This window comes from Methylomusa anaerophila, assembly GCF_003966895.1.
Lineage (GTDB): Bacteria > Bacillota > Negativicutes > Sporomusales > Sporomusaceae > Methylomusa > Methylomusa anaerophila.
In genome coordinates this window covers 1,382,480-1,405,564 of record NZ_AP018449.1, presented here as the reverse complement: position 1 = coordinate 1,405,564, position 23,085 = coordinate 1,382,480, and the positions used below count along the sequence as shown (strand labels likewise).

Annotated in this window: 22 protein-coding genes; 11 read left to right on the top strand and 11 right to left on the bottom strand. The window is 45.0% G+C overall.

The features are described from left to right. The first annotated feature begins 135 nt into the window (after positions 1-135). Positions 136-834, top strand: a complete 699-nt coding sequence (locus MAMMFC1_RS06105) for a methionine synthase (protein WP_126307377.1) — start codon at positions 136-138, stop codon at positions 832-834. Then, positions 818-3,196 (top strand): homocysteine S-methyltransferase family protein, encoded by a 2,379-nt coding sequence (locus MAMMFC1_RS06100; RefSeq protein WP_126307375.1) that lies wholly within the window; start codon positions 818-820, stop codon positions 3,194-3,196. Before MAMMFC1_RS06105 ends, MAMMFC1_RS06100 begins: the two co-directional genes overlap by 17 nt. A gap of 177 nt (positions 3,197-3,373) precedes the next feature. Here MAMMFC1_RS06100 and noc read toward each other — a convergent pair whose 3' ends face one another. The 4 genes from noc to mnmE form a co-directional block, all read right to left on the bottom strand. Next, positions 3,374-4,402 carry a nucleoid occlusion protein gene (gene noc, locus MAMMFC1_RS06095; protein WP_232035699.1) on the bottom strand — a complete coding sequence of 343 codons (1,029 nt, stop codon included), beginning with the start codon at positions 4,400-4,402 and terminating at the stop codon, positions 3,374-3,376. 425 nt (positions 4,403-4,827) lie between these two features. After that, positions 4,828-5,547: a 16S rRNA (guanine(527)-N(7))-methyltransferase RsmG gene (rsmG, locus tag MAMMFC1_RS06090; RefSeq protein WP_126307373.1), complete on the bottom strand. Its 720-nt coding sequence runs from the start codon at positions 5,545-5,547 to the stop codon at positions 4,828-4,830. 28 nt (positions 5,548-5,575) lie between these two features. After that, positions 5,576-7,447 carry a tRNA uridine-5-carboxymethylaminomethyl(34) synthesis enzyme MnmG gene (gene mnmG / locus MAMMFC1_RS06085; protein WP_126307371.1) on the bottom strand — a complete coding sequence of 624 codons (1,872 nt, stop codon included), beginning with the start codon at positions 7,445-7,447 and terminating at the stop codon, positions 5,576-5,578. Positions 7,448-7,536: 89 nt separating this feature from the next. Further along, positions 7,537-8,925, bottom strand: coding sequence for a tRNA uridine-5-carboxymethylaminomethyl(34) synthesis GTPase MnmE (mnmE, locus tag MAMMFC1_RS06080; protein WP_126310475.1), 1,389 nt, complete (start codon positions 8,923-8,925; stop codon positions 7,537-7,539). Positions 8,926-9,130: 205 nt separating this feature from the next. Here mnmE and MAMMFC1_RS06075 point away from each other — a divergent pair, with 205 nt between their 5' ends. After that, a complete protein-coding gene (locus tag MAMMFC1_RS06075) occupies positions 9,131-10,033 on the top strand; it encodes a chemotaxis protein CheV (RefSeq protein ID WP_232035698.1) in 903 nt (300 codons plus the stop codon). Between the two features lie 45 nt (positions 10,034-10,078). Here MAMMFC1_RS06075 and rmuC read toward each other — a convergent pair whose 3' ends face one another. Then, positions 10,079-11,410, bottom strand: a complete 1,332-nt coding sequence (rmuC, locus tag MAMMFC1_RS06070) for a DNA recombination protein RmuC (RefSeq protein WP_126307367.1) — start codon at positions 11,408-11,410, stop codon at positions 10,079-10,081. 37 nt (positions 11,411-11,447) lie between these two features. After that, on the bottom strand, positions 11,448-12,212 hold the full coding sequence (locus MAMMFC1_RS06065) for a TSUP family transporter (RefSeq protein ID WP_126310474.1): 765 nt from the start codon (positions 12,210-12,212) through the stop codon (positions 11,448-11,450). Between the two features lie 162 nt (positions 12,213-12,374). On the opposite strand from MAMMFC1_RS06065, the gene MAMMFC1_RS21355 reads away from it, so the two are divergent. Beyond that, the gene (locus tag MAMMFC1_RS21355; RefSeq protein ID WP_158618666.1) at positions 12,375-12,527 is read left to right on the top strand and encodes a hypothetical protein; all 153 of its coding nucleotides are present in this window, start codon (positions 12,375-12,377) and stop codon (positions 12,525-12,527) included. A gap of 60 nt (positions 12,528-12,587) precedes the next feature. On the opposite strand, the gene jag is transcribed toward MAMMFC1_RS21355, so the two are convergent. The 5 genes from jag to rpmH form a co-directional block, all read right to left on the bottom strand. Continuing rightward, positions 12,588-13,223, bottom strand: coding sequence for an RNA-binding cell elongation regulator Jag/EloR (jag, locus tag MAMMFC1_RS06060; protein WP_126307365.1), 636 nt, complete (start codon positions 13,221-13,223; stop codon positions 12,588-12,590). A 5-nt stretch (positions 13,224-13,228) separates the two neighbouring features. After that, positions 13,229-13,855, bottom strand: coding sequence for a YidC/Oxa1 family membrane protein insertase (locus tag MAMMFC1_RS06055; protein WP_126310473.1), 627 nt, complete (start codon positions 13,853-13,855; stop codon positions 13,229-13,231). A gap of 62 nt (positions 13,856-13,917) precedes the next feature. Further along, positions 13,918-14,133 carry a membrane protein insertion efficiency factor YidD gene (gene yidD, locus MAMMFC1_RS06050; RefSeq protein WP_408631229.1) on the bottom strand — a complete coding sequence of 72 codons (216 nt, stop codon included), beginning with the start codon at positions 14,131-14,133 and terminating at the stop codon, positions 13,918-13,920. 108 nt (positions 14,134-14,241) lie between these two features. Further along, complete coding sequence (gene rnpA, locus MAMMFC1_RS06045) at positions 14,242-14,616, bottom strand: ribonuclease P protein component (RefSeq protein WP_232035697.1); 375 nt, start codon at positions 14,614-14,616, stop codon at positions 14,242-14,244. Positions 14,617-14,715: 99 nt separating this feature from the next. After that, positions 14,716-14,850, bottom strand: coding sequence for a 50S ribosomal protein L34 (rpmH, locus tag MAMMFC1_RS06040; RefSeq protein ID WP_126307361.1), 135 nt, complete (start codon positions 14,848-14,850; stop codon positions 14,716-14,718). A 630-nt stretch (positions 14,851-15,480) separates the two neighbouring features. Between rpmH and dnaA the strand changes: the two genes are divergently transcribed. The 7 genes from dnaA (at position 15,481) to gyrB (ending at position 23,078) form a co-directional block, all read left to right on the top strand. Further along, complete coding sequence (dnaA, locus tag MAMMFC1_RS06035; RefSeq protein ID WP_126307359.1) at positions 15,481-17,121, top strand: chromosomal replication initiator protein DnaA; 1,641 nt, start codon at positions 15,481-15,483, stop codon at positions 17,119-17,121. Between the two features lie 346 nt (positions 17,122-17,467). After that, positions 17,468-18,640, top strand: a complete 1,173-nt coding sequence (gene dnaN, locus MAMMFC1_RS06030) for a DNA polymerase III subunit beta (RefSeq protein WP_126307357.1) — start codon at positions 17,468-17,470, stop codon at positions 18,638-18,640. Further along, entirely contained in the window at positions 18,612-18,887 is a 276-nt protein-coding gene (locus MAMMFC1_RS06025) for an RNA-binding S4 domain-containing protein (RefSeq protein ID WP_232035696.1), read from the top strand. Before dnaN ends, MAMMFC1_RS06025 begins: the two co-directional genes overlap by 29 nt. A gap of 34 nt (positions 18,888-18,921) precedes the next feature. After that, positions 18,922-20,019, top strand: coding sequence for a DNA replication/repair protein RecF (recF, locus tag MAMMFC1_RS06020; protein WP_126307355.1), 1,098 nt, complete (start codon positions 18,922-18,924; stop codon positions 20,017-20,019). Between the two features lie 13 nt (positions 20,020-20,032). Further along, the gene (locus tag MAMMFC1_RS06015) at positions 20,033-20,899 is read left to right on the top strand and encodes a DUF721 domain-containing protein (protein WP_158618665.1); all 867 of its coding nucleotides are present in this window, start codon (positions 20,033-20,035) and stop codon (positions 20,897-20,899) included. Further along, complete coding sequence (remB, locus tag MAMMFC1_RS06010) at positions 20,877-21,128, top strand: extracellular matrix regulator RemB (protein WP_126307351.1); 252 nt, start codon at positions 20,877-20,879, stop codon at positions 21,126-21,128. Before MAMMFC1_RS06015 ends, remB begins: the two co-directional genes overlap by 23 nt. A 33-nt stretch (positions 21,129-21,161) precedes the next feature. Beyond that, entirely contained in the window at positions 21,162-23,078 is a 1,917-nt protein-coding gene (gene gyrB / locus MAMMFC1_RS06005) for a DNA topoisomerase (ATP-hydrolyzing) subunit B (protein WP_126307349.1), read from the top strand. Positions 23,079-23,085: the final 7 nt, after the last annotated feature.

Below are 23,085 nucleotides of genomic sequence, written 5' to 3'. Positions count from 1 at the left end.
GTACAATCTAATTGAGTATCTTGGTAAAATATAATATAATTCAACTATAAACTATAAACATATAACAATTAATAATAAGATGCGAGACGATTGTAAAAACCCCGGAAACCGGGAAATGCGGGAGGTCGACGCTCAATGCCTGTTTTTAATCCTAAGCTAAGCCATCTTGATTTAGAACAAATAAAACGTTCTGCCGGTATAGCGGCGAAAGAGACCATCCCCGAACAGCTGTTAGGCGACGCCTGTGCCCAAGCATTACTGCTAATACTGCCCCGAGCCTCATGGAATATTTATCCTTATGATCAAGAATCCAATACCATTCTCGCGCCGACACCGGTCCGGTTACCGGACGAAAGTATCACCAGACACCTTAACGGCGCGGCGGAAGTTGCTGTCCTGGCGGCAACCATTGGCGAACTGTTAGAGAACCAGGTATCTGTTCTATTATTAAAAGGCTTAAATACATTGGGATTATTATTGGATGCTGCCGGGACAGTCGGGATCGAAGAAGTTTGTAATAAAACAGCCTATATTATCTCGGAAACAGCGGCAAGTTACGGTTATGTAGCCGGGCGGCGTTTCAGCCCGGGACACAACGACTGGGACACTCGCATTCAACCTGATCTCCTGTCTATTGCAGAAGGAAGTTCCATCGGCATACAGTTGGCCGATAATATGATGCTTATCCCACACAAATCGACAATAGCCATAATCGGACTGTACCCTAACAACCTTAGCCTGGAAATCCCCACCGATCATCTAGGGTGTGACAAGAGTCATCAAACTGAATGCTATGCGCGAAAGGAGTCCAAAAAAAATGATACAGCTATTTGACGGCGCAATGGGTACTATGCTCCAGCAATCCGGCTTAAAACCGGGTTATTGCCCGGAATTATGGAATATTGAACAGCCGGAGAAAGTAACTGCGATACACCGCGAATATGTTGCGGTCGGTGCGGACATTATTGAAACCAACACTTTGGGAGCAAACCGAATTAAATTATCCCATTACGGATTAGCCGACAAAGTAGCGCTGCTAAACATAGGAGCTGTAAAAGCTGCCAGGGCAGCCTGCGGGCCTCAGACTAAAATAGCGGGCTCAGTCGGCCCTACGGGAAAACTTGCCGCCCCCTTGGGTGATCTGTCATTTGACTTAGCTTGCGATGTATTCAAAGAACAGATCAAAGCCTTGGACGAAGCAGGAGCAGACTATATCATCATTGAAACCATTATCGATATCCAGGAAATGCGAACGGCGCTCTTAGCTGCCAAGGCAGTGACAAACAAACCCGTAATATGCCAGCTAACATTTGAGCAAGACGGCAGGACTGTAACAGGAACAGATGCGACAACAGCCGCCATTACCCTTGAAGCTCTGGGAGCTGCAATAATCGGCGCCAACTGCTCGCTGGGCCCAGCCCAATTACTGCCGCTAGTGGCAGCCATGGCCGGAGCAGTCAACATCCCCGTAAGTGTTCAGCCAAACGCCGGCATGCCGCAACTTATTAACGGTAAAACTATATTTCCCTTAAAACCGGCGGAAATGGCCGAATGGGTCACGAAACTGGCTACTGCCGGCGCAAGTTATATAGGCGGCTGCTGCGGGACTACACCCGACCACATCAAGGCACTGCGACAGGAAATTGACGGCTTGACTGGTATATCGCGGAAAAATACAATAACTCCTACCGCTCTCACCAGCCGGACCAGAACCGTGTGTTTAGGACCGGGCTTCCAACCGGTTATTATTGGCGAAAGAATCAACCCCACAGGTAGAAAGAATCTGGCCCAAGAAATCAAAGCAAGAAACTTCGTCCCGGTAAAAAAAGAGGCCCTGGCGCAAATTGAAGCAGGAGCGGGAATATTGGACGTCAATATGGGAGTTCCGGGAATCGACCAGCCACAAGCTATGCGTCAGGCGGTTGAAGAACTGTCCCTGCTGGTTCCCGTTCCACTGGTAATTGATACTACTGACCCGGCGGCGTTGGAAGCAGGCCTCAAAGCTTATCCCGGCCGGGCCATGATTAATTCAGTTTCAGCGGAACAGGAACGGCTGGATGCCTTTCTGCCACTGGCTAAAAAATACGGTGCGGCGATACTTTGCCTGCCGTTAAGCGACAAAGGAGTGCCCGCAACGGCGACCGAACGCATAGAAGTTGCCCGTATTATCATTGACGCGGCGCTCCAAGCCGGGCTTCGCCCCCATGATTTACTGCTGGATGCCCTGGTAATGACAATAGCGACCGGCGCCGAAGCCGCCGCTGAGACGCTCAAGACACTCCAATTATATAGAAAACATTTCGGCTACCCTGCCGTCATGGGCCTGAGCAATGTGTCTTACGGCCTGCCGCGCCGGGATTTACTCAATGCCGCCTTTTGCGCTATGGCGGTAACTGCCGGACTGGACGCACCCATATTAAACCCTTTCGATCCCTTAATGCAGGATATATGGGCGGCGGTTGGCGCCTTAGGCGGGCACGACGCCCAAGGACTCAATTACAGCCGGAAATATTCAGGTGCGCTACCAGTCAACACCCAGGGAGAACAGCAAGCCGCAGAAACAGATTTACTGTCTAAAATTCGCCGCTCAGTAATGAACGGCGAAACCGACGGCATTGTCCCGCTGGTAAGCCAGGCTGTTAACGAAAACTATTCACCGCTGACCATTACCGAACAAGCATTAACTGCCGCTATGAATGAACTCGGCCAAGCTTTCGGCCAGGGACAATGCTTTTTGCCGCAAGTTATTCTTGCCGCCGAAACCATGCGAATTGCCTTCAGTACCATCAAAAAACTGCTTCCCGCTCACCAATCGGCCAGTATTGGCAAAGTCCTCCTGGCGACAGTTAAAGGTGACATCCATGATCTAGGCAAAAACATTGTGGCCGCTTTACTGGAAAATAATGGTTTTACCGTAATCGACCTGGGCAAGGATGTTTCGCCGGAAGCGGTTGTGACCTCCGCCCGGCAGCATCAAGCGGACATCGTTGGACTATGTGCCTTGATGACTACTACCATGCCGCAAATAGACATTACCATCGCCGCTTTAAAAACTGCCGGTGTGAATGCCAAAACAATTGTTGGCGGAGCAGTTCTCACTGCTGATTACGCCCGGCAGGCAGGCGCCGACGCCTACGCCGCCGACGGAATAGCCGCGCTGAATATCGCCAAACAATTAGTAACAGCTAACTGTTAAGAAAAACACAAAAATCTTATACTGTTAAAAAAAAAATGCCCCTAACTACTAAATTAGTCAGAGGCATTTTTTGATTATAGTGATTATAGTTATGAGTTCGGTCCATCTTGTCCAATTTTTAAGGCTCTCCCTCTTTTATAAGCGGGATTTTCCTCTTATCTATTTATTGAATATAAACTATTTTTTACCATTTTTTATCTGCATGGTAATATTAACATACTCGCCGTCAAAATCTTGCTTGTATTTAATTTCCATGCCATTTTTCTTCATTTGCGAAACTATACTATTTATTGTATTGATAAAAATACGAACATCTTTAATAATCTTAACTACCGTTTGCTTAGGCGCCGCATCAGCTTTCATGGCTTGAGACATATCTTCAATATACGCCTCAATTAAGTCCTCTGTTTCCCTAACATTCAGGCCTTTTTCCCGGACTGAGTCCAGTATTTCCTTTTGCATTTGCATATCGTCCAGTTTTAAGAGGGCCCGGGCATGACGCTCAGTAAGATTTTGCCCGACAAGTGCCTGCCGAATATGAGGATCAAGCTTTAATAAACGAAGTTTGTTAGCTATGGTGGACTGATTCTTACCCACCCGGCGAGCCAGCTCTTCCTGCGTAAAATTAAAATTGGCAATAAGTTGCTGAAAACCTTCCGCTTCCTCCAAAAAGTGAAGATCCTCCCGCTGAAGATTTTCAATCATGGCCAATTCAGCCATTTCCTTATCTTCAAGCTCGCGAATGATAGCAGGAACTTCAGTCAGTCCTGCCAGCTTGGCGGCCCTAAGCCGCCGCTCACCGGCAATCAGTTCAAAAACTTCCCCCCGGCGCCGGGCCAGCAAAGGCTGAATCACGCCAAATTCTGATATGGAAGCAGCCAGTTCCTGCAGGGAATCGCCATTAAATGTTTTACGAGGCTGAAACGGGTTGGGAACGATACTTTCAATAGCTAATTTAACGGGAGACCCATTGGACTCTTCCGCTAACGCCGGTGTAGCATCCTGACTGCCAGCCGGTAAATCATCCGAAGGCGGGTCGCCATTAACAGGATAAGTAACTATCCCCCTTGCATCTGCTATATCTTGGGGCCCAACTGGGCGCAGCACTGGCTTGTCTGCCGGGATGCTGTCTTCTACAACTTTTACAACTTTATTTTCATTATTCTTATCGGCGTTTAAACCCAACAACTTGGCCAGATTTCTCACACTACCACCACCCGCATCATAATGGGCACATACTAGTGTCTTGACCACATTATCTTTTTAGTTTGATGACGGACAAAATGGCAAATGGCGGCGTCAGCCCCTCCTAGCAGACCCCTTCCAGTATGCGTCGTCGGGTCTTCCTTGCCCTTTGCCATTTTGTCTCACCCTAAAACTAAAATATAACATGGCCAAGACACTAGTGGTCTGTAAACTCTAAAACTTTTAGGATGAATTGCGAGAGGTTTTTCGTCCTGCGAGGCGGAGGAGGCGCGCAGATCGGGAATATGTAAGCCGACGACAACAAAGCAGGACGGAAAAGATCTCGCAAGAACACTATAGAATTAGGGTTTACAGACTACTAGGATCATGAACTCGCTACTAAAATATTCTGCAGACGTTGAGAATTTCCTCTAATTTACATTTATTTACAGCGGTTTTTTTTCCGGCATGCCACTCTTCCGGGGATAGATAAGCGGCGTAGTATTCAGCTTACGAATATAAATAACTGCGCGCCGGTCGGAAAGACCAGGCAATTGAACAGGAATCACCCGCTCCACTTTCCCCCCGAGAGTAACAATAGCTTTATCCGCCTCCGCAAGCTCTGCCTGATATTGGGCGCCTTTATGAGCAATAAACCAGCCGCCTTTCTCCACCAGCGGCAAACAATACTCGCTCAAAACATTCAATCTGGCCACAGCCCTGGATAACACAATCCGGTAACTTTCCCGCTGACTTTTGTTTTTACCCGCATCCTCGGCCCTGCTATGCAGAACAGTAACATCGCAAAGCTTTAATTCATCAATAACCTGCTGCAAAAAAACTAATCGCTTATTGAGGGAATCAAGCAAAGTCAGTTTAAGGTCTGGCTGGAAAATCTTCAAAGGAATTCCGGGAAAGCCTGCGCCCGTACCCACATCTGCTACCCTGGCACCGGTTGCGAAGATTGCAGCATCGTAACAGGATAACGAATCTATGATGTGCTTAACCGCCACTTCTTCCGGTTCGGTAATAGCGGTCAGATTGATTTTTTCGTTCCATTCGATTAATAAGTGATAATAGCGATCAAATGCTGCAAATTTAGCTTCATCCAGAATGAGCCCATACTCTTTTGCGGTCCGGGACAAATACTCCGTGAAAAGACTCATTAAACCCACCTCCAACCTCCAGCCGGCATCAGACGATATAACGGCGCTGTTCCAGGTAAACCATCAAGATGGAAATATCGGCAGGAGACACACCTGATATCCGGGCTGCCTGCCCCACTGACAAGGGACGAATTTTATTAAGTTTCTGCCGGGCCTCCAGGGATAACCCGCTAATTTGAGAATAATCAAGATTGTCAGGCAGCAGTTTAGCTTCCAGCTTAGACGCCCGTTCCACCTGTTCCACCTGCTTTTTAATATATCCTTCATATTTGGCGGCGATTTCAACTTGCTCTTTTACCAGCGAAGGGATATCCGGCAGGTCAAACCGGGCTTTCATACCATCATAGTCCACCTCGGTACGCTTAAGCAAGTCGTATAATGTACTCCCCGTTCTTAACTCCGCCGTACCTAAAGCAGCCAATTTTTCCTGAACTGCCGGTATCGGCGTAATAATAACGCCTTGCAGCAAATTTATCGTATCATTAATGGCATTCTGTTTAGCAATAAACCTGGCATAACGCGCATCACCAACCAGACCAAGTTCCCGCCCTTTCGGGGTAAGTCGTAAATCAGCATTATCCTGCCGTAAAATTAACCGGTATTCAGCGCGGGAAGTCATGATCCGGTAAGGCTCACTGGTACCTTTGGTGACAAGATCATCAATCAGGACGCCGATATAGGCTTCAGAGCGGGACAAAATAACCGGCGGACGCTGCTGCACCATAAGGGCCGCGTTGATTCCCGCCATTAAACCCTGGGCGGCCGCTTCCTCGTAACCAGAAGTCCCATTCGACTGCCCCGCGCTGAATAACCCCTTAACCCTTTTCATCTCCAGCGTAGGCTTAAGCTCGGTAGGATCAACGCAATCATATTCTATAGCATAACCGGGACGCATAATCTCAACATTTTCCAGTCCGGCGATTGTCCGCAAAAAAGCAAGCTGCACATCGGCCGGCAGGCTGGTAGACATACCTTGAACGTACATTTCCGTTGTATGACATCCTTCCGGCTCAAGAAACAACTGATGGGCCAGCTTGTCGGCAAACCGCACCACTTTATCCTCGATGGAGGGGCAATATCTGGGGCCTGTTCCCTCAATAATTCCCATGTACAATGGAGCCCGGTGCAGATTGTCGCGAATAATAGCGTGAGTGCGTTCATTGGTATAAGTAAGCCAGCAGGGGATTTGCTCCCGCGTGGCAACATCACTCATAAAGGAAAAATTATGAATTTCACTGTCTCCCGGTTGAATGGTCATTTGCGAAAAGTCGACAGTACGGGCATCGACCCTGGCCGGAGTACCGGTTTTAAATCGCATTAAACCAATACCCATTTCTTGCAAAGACCGGGTTAGTTTCTCCGCCGCCCGCTGGCCGTTGGGACCGCCGGAAAAATTTAGCTCGCCAACGATGATCCGGCCCCGCAGATAGGTGCCAGTAGCCATTATAACTGCCTGACATTGATACTTCTCGCCCAATTCGGTAACAACCCCGGTTACCTTATCATCTGTCACCAGAATTTTCTCGATCAAGGCCTGTTTTACAGTAAGGTTTCGCTGATTTTCCAAGGTTTCCTTCATCATCGCCTGGTACAATTTTTTATCGGCCTGCGCCCTGAGGGCATGAACTGCCGGGCCCTTGCCGGTATTAAGCATACGCATCTGAATGCAGGTTTTATCAGTATTAATTCCCATTTCTCCGCCCAGGGCGTCAATTTCCCGGACCAAATGCCCTTTAGCCGGACCGCCGACTGCCGGATTGCATGGCATCATCGCAATATTGTCCATATTTAGAGTAGTAACCAGGGTACGGCACCCTAATCTGGCTGCCGCCAGGGCAGCTTCGCAGCCGGCATGTCCGGCCCCAATCACAATAACATCGTAAGAACCCGCATTAAACAATAACCATCACCATTCTTCCCCTGCAATGTTCCTATTCTTCTTTTTTCCTTTTTTTCCTCTTTTTTACTTTTTTATCACCAATATATTTATTATTTACCAAGGCAAAACTGGGAGAAAATCTGATCAATAATATCCTCCCCCACTGTATCGCCGGTGATTTCCCCCAGTTTCTCCCAGGCAGCCTTCAGATCAACCGCAATGCAGTCAAGAGGCATACCCGCATCAATTGTCGCCAGGGCGTCGCCGAGATGACGGCCGGCCTGTCTAATCTGATTCATATGACGGACATTATTAACAAAAGCCGCCTCCCCCGAGGTTACTTGTCCACTATATACCCGGTCCGCAATGGTTTGCTCCAGTTCATCAACCCCGGCGCCCGTCAGTACCGATATCTTCAAAACAGGCCGGTCACCGACAAACGACTTGACTTCATCCATATCAAGCACGGGCGGCAGATCGCTCTTGTTAACTAAAATAATGGCTTCCCGGCCGGGCAGCAGGGAGAGAACCGTCCGGTCCTCTGGCGTCAACGGCGCTGAGGAGTCTAAAATAAGCAACACCAAATCAGCCTTAGCGACAAATTCGCGGGCCTTATCGACCCCGATTTTTTCAACAATGTCCGCTGTTTCCCGAATGCCGGCGGTATCCACTATTTTTAAAGGAATGCCTCTGATATTCACATATTCCTCAATAATATCCCGGGTAGTACCGGGAATATCAGTGACAATAGCCCGTTTCTCCCGGAGAAGGGCATTAAGCAGGCTGGATTTGCCCACATTGGGACGCCCGATAATAACCGTCGCCAGACCTTCCCGCAAAATTCGCCCCGTTTGCGCGGAAGCAAGCAGACGGTCCAATTCCACCCGAACTATTGTAATGGAACCGGACACGTTGCCGGCAGTAATTTCTTCAATATCATCTTCCGGAAAATCGATAGCGGCCTCTAAATGAGCAATCATCGTCAGAATCTCCTGCCGCAAGGACCTAATTTTGTCGGATAAACGGCCGGAGAGGTTGCTAACAGCGGCTTTTAACGAAGCATCCGTTTTGGAACGGATTACATCGATGACGGCTTCGGCTTGCGCCAAATCCAGCCGGCCGTTTAAAAATGCCCGTTTGGTATATTCACCGGGTTCGGCCAGCCTGGCGCCAAGGCGTAAAGTTATATCCAAAATCCGCTGTAAGGGAACCGGACCACCATGACACTGAACCTCCACTACGTCCTCCCGGGTATAGGACCGGGGCGCCCGCATGACAATAACAATAGCTTCATCAATTGCCTCCCCGCTGTCCGGATCAGCAATGCTGCCGTAAGCAGCCTGAAAAGAAGGAATATCGGCAATCTTCTTCTTCCCTGTACTCCCCCGAAATATTTGGTCAGCGATATCTATCGCCCGGTTACCGCTTAAACGCACAATACCTATCCCACCCTCGCCGATGGCGGTGGCAACGGCGCTAATGGTATCATCAAAAGTCATAACTCCATTCAATTTGTTCCACCTCGTAAGGAATAACTAATATATTATACCCAATAACATAAATTTAATATATAGCGCTAATCTGCAAGCAGGTTATTTTATAAAAATATAGAATATCAGATTATAACTTTTTTGCCAAATCATGTCGAACAACGGCGATAAAAAAGATAAAATACCCTATCGGCGGAAATGAAAGGGGTTCATGATGACAAATAAAAAAGGAATACTATTGGAAACCGGCAGCAACGAATTTGAAATTGTAGAGTTTTCCATCGGCCCGGTCAGTTATGGCATTAACGTGGCCAAGGTACGAGAAGTTATTAACCCGGTGCCCATTACAGAAATGCCTAACTGCCATCCCTGGGTTGATGGGGTTTTTACCCTGCGCGGCCGGGTTATGCCTCTGGTTAACCTGCCCCGCTGCCTTGGCGCCACATCCACAACCGCAGCACCGAAAGTTATTGTCAGCGAACTTAATAGCTACTTCGTCGGGTTCCTGGTAGATGAAGTCTCCCGTATCCATCGTATTTCCTGGACAGCCATGGAACCCGCCCCCCCGATCGCCAACTCGGATATGATAGTAGGGATCATTAAGATGCTTGACAAGATGGTAGTCCTTCTGGATTTTGAAAAAATTGTTGCCGAAATTAATCCGGAGATGAACAAGAAATTTTTCGATTTATCGACAGTTGTGCCTGAACTGCTGGAAATGCGTAAAACCAAGACTATTCTGCTGGCGGAAGACTCCAAAATGCTGCGGGATCTCTTATGCAACACCTTGCACAATGCCGGTTACACCAATTTACTCATTACCGAGAATGGTCAGGAAGCGTGGGATAAACTTACCGGTATGCTCTCGGACCCGAAACCTGTTGATCATAAAGTCAATTTGATTATTACCGATATTGAAATGCCGCAGATGGACGGCCATCATCTGACCAAACGGATAAAAGAACATGAAAAATTAAGGCACTTGCCTGTTATTATCTTTTCTTCCCTGATAAACGACGAAATGAGACTAAAAGGCAAATCTATCGGGGCCAATGGGCAGGTATCCAAACCGGAAATCGGTCAACTTATTGACCTGATAGACAAAAAAATTATATAACGATCCAAAGCTAATCCCTGCAGGAAAAAATCTTGCAGGGCAATTCTATTCCCCCTCGTCTGTCTCACTTTCACCCGGCCATTCTCCCAGAAGTTCTACTGCTTCCCCCGGCGATAAAACCTCAACCCCCTTTAGCTTTCTTTCAATAGTGCGGGATTTACGGGCAGCAGTTTCAATGGAACTACTGGCCGCCTGAAGCTTTTTATGTGTCTGTTCCAGCAGTGTACCAAATTTGCCGAATTCTGTTTTTACCGCCCCTAATAATTCCCATACCTCGGAACTGCGTTTTTCAACGGCTAACGTTCTAAACCCCATTTGTAAGCTATTAAGAAAAGCGGCTAATGTAGTCGGTCCGGACACTACCACCCGATAATCCCGCAGCAGGATGTCATAAAGACCGGGACGCCGCAGCACCTCGGCATATAACCCTTCCACCGGCAAAAACAGAACGGCAAAATCAGTGGTGGCAGGCGGGCCGATATATTTAGCGGCAATAGCCTTGGCTTCCAGCTTAATTCTATTTTCCAGACACTTGCCAGCCTCTTCGGCCAGCACCGGATCAGCCCGGTCATGGGCATCCAGCAGCCGCTGGTAATCTTCCTGGGGAAATTTAGCGTCAATCGGCAGCCAGATATTGCTGCCGTTAATGTCACGCCCCGGAAGTTTGACGGCAAATTCCACCCGCTCACTGCTACCCGGCTTAGTAGCCACATTTACGGCATATTGCTCCGGCGTCAGTATTTGTTCCAATAGGCTGCCAAGATGGATTTCGCCCCATATTCCCCTGGCCTTCACATTCGTCAAAACCCGTTTAAGATCTCCCACACCGGCAGCTAAGGCTTGCATTTCGCCCAGACCCTTGTGCACCAGTTCCAACCGTTCGCTAACTATTTTAAATGACTCACCCAACCGCTTTTCCAATGTGGCGTGAAGTTTTTCATCCACGGTCGCCCGCATCTCTTCCAGTCTTTTGGCATTATCCTCCTGAATGAGATGCAAGCGGCTTTCTAAGGTCGCCCGCATCTTTTCCAGGCGATCCTCATTGGACTGGGTGAGCCGGTTGAGTTGCCTTGCATACGCTTCAAGCTGAGCCAGCTGCGTTGTTGCGTTCTCATTTAACCTGGCCAAAACCGATTCATTAAAAGAAGTTAAAGCAGCGGCTATCTCCTGCCGCAGGGCTCTGCCGGCGGCGGCTGTTTCCGCCCTATTCCGTGCGATCTCGTCTTTTACGGCCGCTTCCGACCGTTCCTGATATTTTTCCAGGGAGGCCAGACGGTGGGCAATGTCCCTGCTTCTATTCTGCTGACCCATCAGGATAATCAAAACCGTCATGCATAGTCCCAGGGCGATAACCCCAACAAAAAGCAAATCCGGCATCCGGCCCACCCCGCTTATAATGAAGTTTGAACAGTTGCTATTTAATAAGATCCCACAGTTGTTTGCCGACAAGAAGCCCGGTAACACAGATGAACAGCGGCCGAACATAGGTTGTACCGCTGCGAATTGCCAGCCGGGAGCCGGCAATTGCCCCCAGAATCATCGCCAGGCCCATTGTCAATCCATAAACGTAGTTTACTGAATTCAACCAGATAAAAGTAAAGACAGCGGCAATATTGCTGGCAAAATTCAGGACTTTGGCATTTCCTGCCGCCACCACAAAATCGAAACCCAGCATTAAAAAGGCAAAAATAAGAAAGGACCCGGTACCAGGACCAAAAAATCCGTCATAATAACCGAGGACCACCGCTGCGATTGCGCTAAATAACCCGGTCTTATAATCCATCCCGGCATATGTGGACCGGCTGCCCCAGTTCTTTTTAAGCAAAGTATATATTGCCACGATTATAAGCAGCACCACAACCAAAGGTTTTAAAAACTCCGGCGGTATATGCCGAACAGTATATGCTCCCAGCGCCGCGCCGAAAAATGTCAGCGGGAACAGCCAAGCTACAAGTATACGGTCTACTTTGCCCGACCGGAGAAAAGATATGGTGCTGGTCATGGAACACATGGTGCCGGCGACCTTATTAGTCCCCAATGCCAAACTGGGCGGAAGGCCGGTAAGCAGTAATGCAGGCAGAGAAATAAGACCGCCGCCGCCGGCTACCGAATCAACAAAAGCCGCCACAAAGCCGGTAGCCAGTAAAAAAAGTACAACCTCAGGACTCAAACCGGTAATATCCAAGACAACATCTCCCATACTGATATTCAGTTATATCATATTCTTTTTCAATTTTCTTTTCAATCCGCCAAATCACATGGTAATCAAAATCTTGCTAAAGTTCAACACAAGGATGTAAAATATAAAGTAAGGATACTGGAAGAAATGAGGTACCCGCCCATGAGTGCTGACAACATCAAACGCAGCTACAAGTTTTATCCTTTTTGGGAAGGAAAATTGATTCAAGCTGCAAAACGCAGCCGGTCAGGAAATTCTGCGACAAATGCGGTCAACCATTTGAGCGCCCTAATAAAATCTAATGCCAGAGTTTAATCCTCTGGCATTTTTATATATTTCTATTTTTTTATATATTTCTTTATTTCCCCAACATCACTATTTTTTTAAGGCAATAACCACTTTACGGAAAGGTTCCTCCCCTTCACTGTAGGTTACAATGCGATTATCATTTTGCAGCGCCATATGAATGACTTTACGTTCCTGCGGGCTCATAGGCTCAAGAACTACCCGGTCGCCGCGCCGTTTTACCCTGTCAGCCAGCCTAAAAGCAAGCCGGGATAAAGTATCCGCCCTGCGTTTACGGTATTCTTCAACATCAAGAACGATTTTGCACCGCTCCTCGGAATCCCGATTGGCCACCAAATTGGTAAGATACTGCAATGCATCCAAAGTCTGACCATGTTTACCGATCAATACCCCTAGATCATCGCCATGGATATTAATAACCGTATAATCGTCGTGCGCCACTTTTTCCATGGAAACATCGATTCCCATTGTATCAAACATACTGTTTAAAAAATCCTCGGCAACTTCAATGGGGTCGACGGCACGGACAGTTACCCTTACTTTGGCCAATTTTGAGCCAATTAATCCAAACAAACGTTTAGTAGGTTGTTCCAAAACCTCATAATCGATCTTATCCCGACTTACACCCAGTTCATTTATAGCATTATCTATCGCTTCATCTATAGTTCTGCCGGTTTTTTCGCTGACCTGCTGCTTTGTAATCATAGTATTCAACGTGCCCCCTCACGCACTTCAACAGGATTGCGATACATAAACCACTGCTGAAGGATCTGAATTATATTGCCTACTACCCAGTATACCACCAGACCTGCAGGAAAAGTCATACTAATATAACCGATAAATAACGGCATAAAAACCAACATCATTTTGTTCTGCTGCGTCGCGTCGGTAACTGTTTGCTTTTGCATAAGAAATGTTGTTAATGCCGACAGGACAGGCAATATGTAGTATGGATCAGCATGAGACAAATCCGTAAGCCATAAAAAGCTAGGCGGCTGCTGCGCATACTGGTAGTCACGAATCGCAAAAAAGATAGACATTAAAAAGGGCATCTGTACCAGAAGAGGGAGACAGCCGGCCAGCGGATTTATACCTGCTTCTTTATACAGTGCCGCCAGCTCTTTTTGCTGTTTCTCCGGATTGCCTTTATATTTTTCCTGTATTGCTTTCATTTTAGGCTGAATGTCCTGCATGGCCTTCATCGACTTGATTTGCTTCACAGTAAGAGGATATAACGCCATTTTAATTGCAATGGTTAAGAGAATAATGGCTATCCCGTAACTGGCAAATCCCAAACTAGCCGTCAAATTGTAGAAAAATGTCAGTGCAGTCTGCATCGGATGCACAAATAACGTAAAAAACAAAACATTCCCTCCTGAAAATAAAAAATATTTCTATATCAAACAGGGTCATAACCACCCGGATGAAAAGGGTGGCAACGCAAAACCCGCCGCACCGCCAAATAAGTACCGCGGACAACCCCATATTTTTCAATCGCCAATAACGCATACTCGGAACAGGTTGGCACAAACCGGCATGTAGGAGGCTTTAATGGAGAAAGAAACAGCCGGTAAAACTTAATTACAGACACAAGCAAGAACTCCAACAACTTCATAACTGTTTAATACTTCCTAAATTTTTTACTTTTTACTTCTCTTTCTTCTTTACTTCCTTATTTCCCTTTACTTCCCTTTAAATTTTATGTAAATCTAATTTAAAGCATTTAAAGCAAAATTCCCGCCCGCCTGCATAAATCCAAAAAAGCCCTGGCTGCTGCCCTCAAATCAGCTTCGACCATGGCTTGACGGCCAACCAGTACCAAATCCACTCCCTGGGAAATTTTATGCTGGTTTAGACGATAGGCCTCCCGTAACAGTCTTTTGACACGATTCCGGACAACCGCAGATCCCAGCCGTTTGCCGGCTGCAAAACCAATTTGCCTGTGTCCGTCTGTTTTGGGAACAACATAAAGCACCGCCATCTTATTTGCGTAGCTTTTACCACTCCGGTATACCGCTTGAAAACTTCGGTTCTTGCAAAGTTTGGTTTGCTTAGGTAGTCTATATTGCTTCACGACAACACCCATAAAAAAACTCATTTATAATATTACATACTATCAGCTATCAGGGTAATAAGCATGTAAACCATATTACCCATATTAAGCAAATGGAAAAAATAGGCCACTATTAGCGGCCTACTATGCAGATAATTTTTTTCTACCCCTGGCACGTCTTCTTTTCAAAACGAGACGTCCGCCTTTTGTACTCATACGCTCACGGAAACCATGAGTTCTTTTACGCCAAAGAGTATTCGGTTGATAAGTACGTTTCATTTCTATAACACCTCCCTGCCAGAAAACCCTGCGACACTTAACCTCAAACGCAAGGATCGAACCGCAAATATACGGTATAGCCGTTGAGTTGGTTTAAGTTCACAAAATGTCATTAGTTTAAATTATAGACCAGCCAAATAGCTGGTGTCAAGGAAATTTACCGGCGGCAAATCAAAACATCTAAAACATCTATGGATAAAATACAACATTCTTTTCATCTGGCGAAATATCTGTGGCAAAATATCTGTTGATAACCGACAGATGATTTGTTAATATATAATAACACAGAGTCATCAATATTAACATTTAATTCCTATTTTACATATAAATTCATCTCTTTATCCACAGAAAAAGCATATTTATTCACAGATTGCCAATAGTTGTCAATGGTTGCTAATAACTTAATTATTCAAGCAGGCGGGACTTTTTTGTACCGCTTTTATATTTTTTTTCATCCTAAATCCTGTTTTTTTAGGACTTTATTCACACTTGTTGATAAATGTGTGGATAACTTATGTTAATTTTATTTCATTATTTCGAATTATTAGCCTTTTTAAATTATTAACCTTGTTCATATTCCATACTTATCATTTATCCTAAGTAAAATACATAAAGGCGGTAATCAAAAAAATGAGCAATACGGATACGGCATATATGGCCACAATTTGGCAAAAGGCTTTAGTACATATGGAAAAATCTTTTATTAAACCACTATATGACACCTGGATCAAGTCAACTATTCCCCTTGCAATTAACGATAATGTAATCGAAATCGGTACTCCTAAACAGTTTATGAAGGAATGGCTGGAGACTCGTTATGTACCTGTCATTAAAAAGGCCTTAAAAGCTGCCGCCAACAAAGACTTTGACATTATTTTCACCAATCTTGATATCACTGACATTGCTGACGCCTCTGACTCTACCGACATTTCAGGCAGCAATGAGCCAGGTAACCTTGCTGCTTATAAGCAGCCCAATCATCAAACACAACAAATTTCAGAAATAGCTCCCCTGGATGCGGAAAATCAGGCTCAGTACTTGAGATACCTGGATGATATTGGCGATATTTCCGAAGCTGCTTCCTTCCGCCCGGAGGAAAACTTTGCCAACAAAACATCTCTTTTGCCGGAAAAGAATTTCCAGCATCATAGCATGGAACCGGCCGCTTCTTTAACAGCATCCACGGCAGAATATATACCGGCAAGTTCAGGGAAGTTATCGGGACCCGCCTATACTCCGGCCGATGAATTCTATTCGCTAAACCCCAAGTACGTTTTTTCCACATTTGTCATCGGTAATTCCAACCGGCTGGCGCATGCGGCATCATTAGCCGTATCTGAGGCGCCGGCGCAAGTGTACAATCCGTTTTTTATTTATGGCGGTGTTGGTCTTGGAAAAACTCATTTAATGCATGCCATTGGCCATCGCATAAGAGAAAACAATCCGAATATGAAAGTTGTCTACATTTCCAGCGAGAAATTTACCAATGAACTTATTAACTCCATTCGCGACGGCAATCCGGAAAGCTTCCGCCAGCGCTATCGCAATATCGACGTTCTCTTGGTCGACGATATCCAGTTTCTCTCTAAAAAAGAGCATACCCAGGAAGAGTTTTTTCATACATTCAATACTCTTCATGAAGCAAATAAACAAATCATTATTTCCAGCGACCGGCCGCCGCGAGACATTCAGACATTGGAGGACAGGCTCCGATCCCGCTTTGAGTGGGGCCTTATTACCGATATTCATCCACCGGATTTGGAAACGCGTATTGCCGTACTCCGGAAAAAAGCCATGCTGGAAAACCTCAACGTACCCAATGAAGTGATTGTTTATATTGCCAGCCGTATTGAAAATAATATCCGGGAATTGGAAGGCGCATTCATCCGGGTTATAGCTTTTGCATCCCTGAATAATCACCAAATTGACATTGATTTGGCTACAGAGGCATTAAAAGATATTTTTCCCCATGGAAGGCCAAAACAAATAACAACTGATCTCATTCAAGATATAGTGGCCGCTTACTTTAAAATAAAACTGGAAGACCTATCGGCAAAAAAACGCAGCCGCAATGTTACTTATCCCCGGCAAATTGCCATGTATCTTTGCCGGGAACTTACTGAGATCTCTTTGCCGAAAATTGGCGAAATATTCGGCGGCAGAGACCATACTACCGTTATTCATGCCCATGATAAAATCAGCCGGGAACGGTCTACAGACGCCAAATTAAACAACACGATCAAGGACCTTATCAAGCGAATTGAATCATAGAAATACAATTGTGTACAACCTTGTGTACAACACCTGCAAGAAACTGTAGATAAGGTGTTAATAAATTTTATTATAGTTTTTTTGTTGATATGTCGATAATGATAATAGAGTTATCGACATATTATACACATATCATAGCTCTGCTTCGACAATCAAAAATTCTATTTATCCACATATCGACAGGCCCTATTACTATGACGGCTATTTTATTATTATATGTATTCCATATTAATAATATTACTAATATATTTAAAAAATTTTTACTTTCACCACTCTAATTCTCCATTCTCCTGATCCTATATTTAGGATATTAAATTTCTCACCTTTAAGGAGGTTTTAGTCCATAATGAAACTTGTATGTATGAAAGACCTTTTAAACCATGCGGCCCAAACTGTCCAGAAAGCTATTTCGTCCAAAAATACCATGCCCATATTATCAGGAATCTACTTATCTGCTAATAGTGATGAAAACAAACTTGAACTTCAGGCAACCGACTATGAGATGGGTATAAGTTGTACCATAGACGCCGATGTTGAAATTCCCGGACAAATTGTTCTTTCCGGCCGCTACTTTCAGGAACTGGTAAAGCGTTTACCGGGCGAAATGGTGGAGATATCATCCAGCCAGGAAGACCACACCATTAAAATAGTGGCCGGCCTTTCCCAATTTAATCTATTAAGCCTACCGGCAGAAGAGTTCCCTGTATTGCAGCCTATGACGCAAGCATCTGCTGCCAGCCGTAGCATAAATTGGATTACAGTAAAAGATAATGTCCTTAAAGAATTAATCCGAAAAACTACCTTTGCTTGCGCCGCCGAAGAAAGCAGGCCCATTTTTACAGGCGCTTTATTAGAAACTACTACCCAGGATATTCGCATGATAGCAACAAATACTCACCGTTTGGCTATGAAAAAATATTTTTGTCAGGAAAATCAGGAAATTGCTGAAGCAAGCGATCAGAACCAGCTGTCGCCTGCCTGTCAAATTATCATACCTTCCAAAGTACTGAATGAACTGGCTCGTCTGTTAACATCCGAATTGCCGGTAGATGTGAATATTTGCTGGGAAAAAAGCAAGGTTTCCTTCTCTTTTGAAAACGTATACTTTGAAGCAAGACTTATTGAAGGGCAATATCCGGATTATAACCGTGTCATTCCCCATGAATTTACAACAACATCCACAATTAATACCTCCCAGTTTCTCGACGCAGTGGAACGGGTCTCATTAATGGCTAAAGACGGCGAATACAATGTAATTAAATTCCAATTTCAACCCGATGAAATCGTGATTACTTCCAATAACCCCGATATCGGCAAAGCTTATGAATCTATTCCTGTAAGCATTAACGGCAATGAGCTTACCATCGCTTTTAACGCTAAATACGTTATCGATATACTGAAAAATATCGGCAGTACGGAGCTGGAATTTTCCTTGAACACTCCTCTTAGCCCGGCAAGCATAAAACCGGTTCAGGATGAAAACTATACGTATGTCATTACACCTGTGCGTACTAGTTAGCGCCAACGAACCGGAAGGAAATATGAACAATATGGAAGAAATTACTATTCATACGCAAGAAATTAACCTGGATCAGCTTTTGAAATGGGCAGGAATTGTTGAAACAGGTGGACAGGCAAAATCTTTGGTTGCAGACGGATTAATAACAATTAACGGTGCTTTGATTACCGAACGCCGTAAAAGGGTCCGTCCCGGTGATATATTGGCAATCAAAGGAATCGGCCGGTATAAAATAGTACAGGAGTAAAAAATCTAAACCTTTGCCTAATAAGGTGGAACCGATGCGGGTACATAAAATTAGTTTGCAAGGCTTTCGAAATTATGTAAATTTAACTATGGAATTTACCAGGAATATTAATATTTTTATTGGCCCCAACGCGCAAGGAAAAACTAATCTGCTGGAAGCCTTGTACTTTGGAGCAATGGGCCGTTCACACCGGGCTTCCATAGACCGGGAACTTATCAATTGGGAACAGCAAACAGCTAATATAGAAATTTTATTTTCCCGTCGTGACGTGGAAAACCGATTAAAAATTAAATTAATAAACAACCAAAATAAGGAAATACTATATAATGACCACCCGTTGCCAGCCAGGGAGATTGTCGGTTCATTAACCGCCGTATTGTTTTCACCGGAAGATTTACTGCTGATTAAAGGAGCGCCGGCTTTGCGCCGGCGTTTTTTGGATAATGAAATATCTCAGGCAAACCCCGCCTATTACCGGCAGCTTATCAACTATAACAGAATTTTGGGTCATAGAAATAATCTTCTCAAGAAAATTAAGGAAAAGAAAGCAAATGCCGATATGCTGGAAGCCTGGGATGAGCAATTGGCTAAAACAGCAGGTTACCTCACCGCAAAACGGCAGCAAGTAATAAAACAGCTGGCTATGCTTGCCAACCTGCACCACCGAAAACTGACCGACAATAAGGAGAACTTAGCTGCCGCCTATTATCTGCATGGGTTAGAATCAGGTACTGTCAGCGATCTTACCGGCTGGTACAGAAGCCAGCTTGCCAAACTGCGGCAGGAAGACATTTGGAAAGGGAATACCGGGATCGGACCGCACCGGGATGATCTTATTCTCTCAATAAATGGAAAAAACCTAAGAATTTACGGATCGCAAGGCCAGCAGCGCACCGGTGTCTTGTCGCTAAAATTGGCTGAGTTGGAATTTATCAAGTCGGAAACAGGTGAATATCCAATATTATTGTTAGATGACGTTATGAGTGAACTGGATGCCGGACGCCGGCTGGAACTTTTATTATTTATCAAAGAAAGGATTCAAACATTTATTACAACCACCGAAGAAAAGTATTTTCCCGATCATAAAATTGGAAAATTCTATAAAATCATGGATGGTACTGTAATAGGGTGATTTTATGTTCAGTATGAAAGATATTCTGCCTAATACTCTTAAAAGTATGGGGATTGCCAAAAAATACAACTCTTACTCTGTTATTATTCACTGGGAAGAAATAGCCGGAGGAGAGATTGCTGCTCATGCCTGGCCGGTAACAATTCAACGCGGCACAATGATTCTGGCTGTCAATAATTCTGTTTGGAGTCATCACTTGATGATGTTAAAAAATGAGCTAATTGACAAGATTAATAGTTTTCTTCATGAAAAACTTGTAACTGATATTCGCTTTCAGGCAGGATATTTCCGAAAAAACCAGAATCAAGAGTATAAAGAAAATGGCGAAAATGGCCAGTCTGTTTCTCCCGTTCGCTTGAATGCTAACGAACTGGAGTTAATCGGAAATATGGTAGCGTATATTAACGATGAAAAATTGCGCAACAAGATAAAGTACGTTTTAATAAAAGAAATTGCCACTGATAGGGCTAAACGTCTACAGGGATGGAAAAATTGCCTAAGTTGTACGGTTTTGGTTCCTCCTGGCACCAGTTATTGTACTATTTGCAACCTTGCGCAAAAAGAAGCAAAGAAAAATGCCATGCACCAGCTGCTTATAGATGCTCCTTGGCTTACCTATCAGGAAACGAATTCTTACATTGTTTGTTCGCTAAAAGAATATCATTTAACTAAGAAAGCCTTAGTGCATAACTTAGTCAGACGTTTGTTTCAACCTAACGTCGACAAGGTGACGGAAGCTAGTTTGGTAATGCTTATGACCGGAATTAAACCCGATAAAATGAGTCAAGAATTTATCGATACTATGATAAGCAAAATAAAAATAAAACTTTTTGAAAAAAAGGTCAGGAGGAAAAACTATGTTTCTGCACCTAGGAGCTGATACGGTAATCCGGCTGTCTACAGTCATCGCAATACTAGATCTAAAAATATCCGGGTCGGGGGCAAGCAGCCAGTATTTAAAAAATATGAGCAACAGCAATAAAGTAATTGATATTTCCGAGAATAATGCCAAAAGCTTTATTCTCACAGACAAGACAGTATATCTGTCCGCAATTTCTTCTCAGACGCTGAAAAAGCGGGCAGGACATATTCCTATCGATGAAAATTGAAAATTAGCCGTATATGTTTAGAGGGGGTAACCGATGGATATAAACGATACGACAGTAAACGGTTGTTATGGCGCCGATCAGATTCAAGTCCTGGAAGGATTGGAGGCTGTTCGTAAGCGCCCTGGCATGTACATTGGCAGTACTTCGGCCAAAGGTCTGCATCACCTGGTATATGAAGTGGTTGACAACAGTATAGACGAAGCTCTGGCTGGATATTGCAGCCGGGTGGAAGTCATTATTCATAAGGATAACAGCATCACGGTAATTGATAATGGCCGGGGTATCCCTGTGGATATGATGCATGAACAAGGCAAACCGGCAGTGGAAGTTGTGCTTACCGTACTTCATGCCGGCGGCAAATTCGGCGGCGAAGGTTATAAGGTCTCCGGCGGTCTGCACGGAGTCGGCGTTTCTGTTGTCAATGCTTTATCCGAGTATATGGATGTGGAAGTCAAGAAAGACGGGAAGATTCATACCATTCGCTTTTCTCGCGGCAATACTGTCGAGTGCCTGAAGATTAGTGGTGAAACAGACGAGACAGGGACCAAAGTAACTTTTAAACCTGATCCGCAAATCTTCGAAGAGACAGTTTTCAGTTTTGATACATTAAAGCAGCGTCTAAGGGAATTGGCATTTCTTAATCGAACGGTTACCATTACTATCATGGATGAGCGTACGGATGAGCGGCAAAATTTTTGTTATGAAGGCGGTATCACATCCTTCGTTGAGCACCTGAATAAAAGCAAAGACACAATTCACGAAAAACCTATTTATCTCTGCGGCAACAAAGACACCACTGTTGCTGAGATTGCGATTCAGTATAATGACAGCTATGTAGAGAATATTTTCTCATTTGTTAATAATATTAATACTCAAGAAGGCGGTACTCATCTAAGTGGTTTTAAGATTGCCCTGACCCGGGCGATCAACGATTTTGCCCGGAAATTTAACATGCTTAAGGAGGCCGACGAGAATCTTAGCGGTGAAGATGTGCGGGAAGGCTTAACCGCAGTTATCAGTATTAAAATTCAAGAACCCCAGTTTGAAGGGCAAACTAAAACAAAATTAGGGAATAGCGAAGTACGGGGTATAGTTGATAATATCGTTTCGGAAGGATTAAATGAATTTTTCGAAGAAAACCCGTCGATTACCAAAAAAATCGTTGAAAAAACCATAATGGCTTCCCGCGCCCGGGACGCGGCCAGAAAAGCCCGTGAGCTGACGCGGCGGAAAAGCGCCCTTGAATCCAGTTCGCTGCCAGGCAAGCTGGCGGATTGTTCCATGCGCGACCCGGAGCAAACGGAAGTATACCTGGTGGAAGGAGATTCGGCGGGTGGTTCGGCCAAACAGGGAAGAGACCGGCGATTCCAGGCCATTCTGCCTTTAAGGGGAAAAATTCTCAATGTGGAAAAGGCCAGGATGGATAAAATCCTGAACAACGAAGAAATACGGGCCATGATTACCGCCTTCGGTACGGGAATCGGGGAAGAGTTTGATATCGAAAAAAGCCGCTATGGCCGGATTATTATTATGACCGATGCCGACGTGGACGGTGCGCATATTCGCACATTGCTCCTGACGTTCTTCTATCGTCACATGCAGCCGCTAATCCAAAACGGCAAGGTGTATATAGCCCAGCCGCCTTTATATTTGATTAAAAAAGGTAAGGAAAGCTGGTATCTTTATAGCGATGGGGAGATGGAAAATCTACTTGCCCGCATCGGTCGTGACGGTATCGCCGTCCAGCGTTATAAAGGCCTTGGCGAAATGAATCCTGAACAACTGTGGGAAACAACCATGAATCCGGAAACCAGAACCATTCTCCAAGTCGAACTTGATGACGCCATGGCAGCGGATGAAATATTTGCCGTGCTTATGGGTGATAAAGTTGAGCCTCGCCGCAAGTTTATTGAAGATCATGCCAGCGAAGTAAGAAATTTGGATATTTAAAAATATT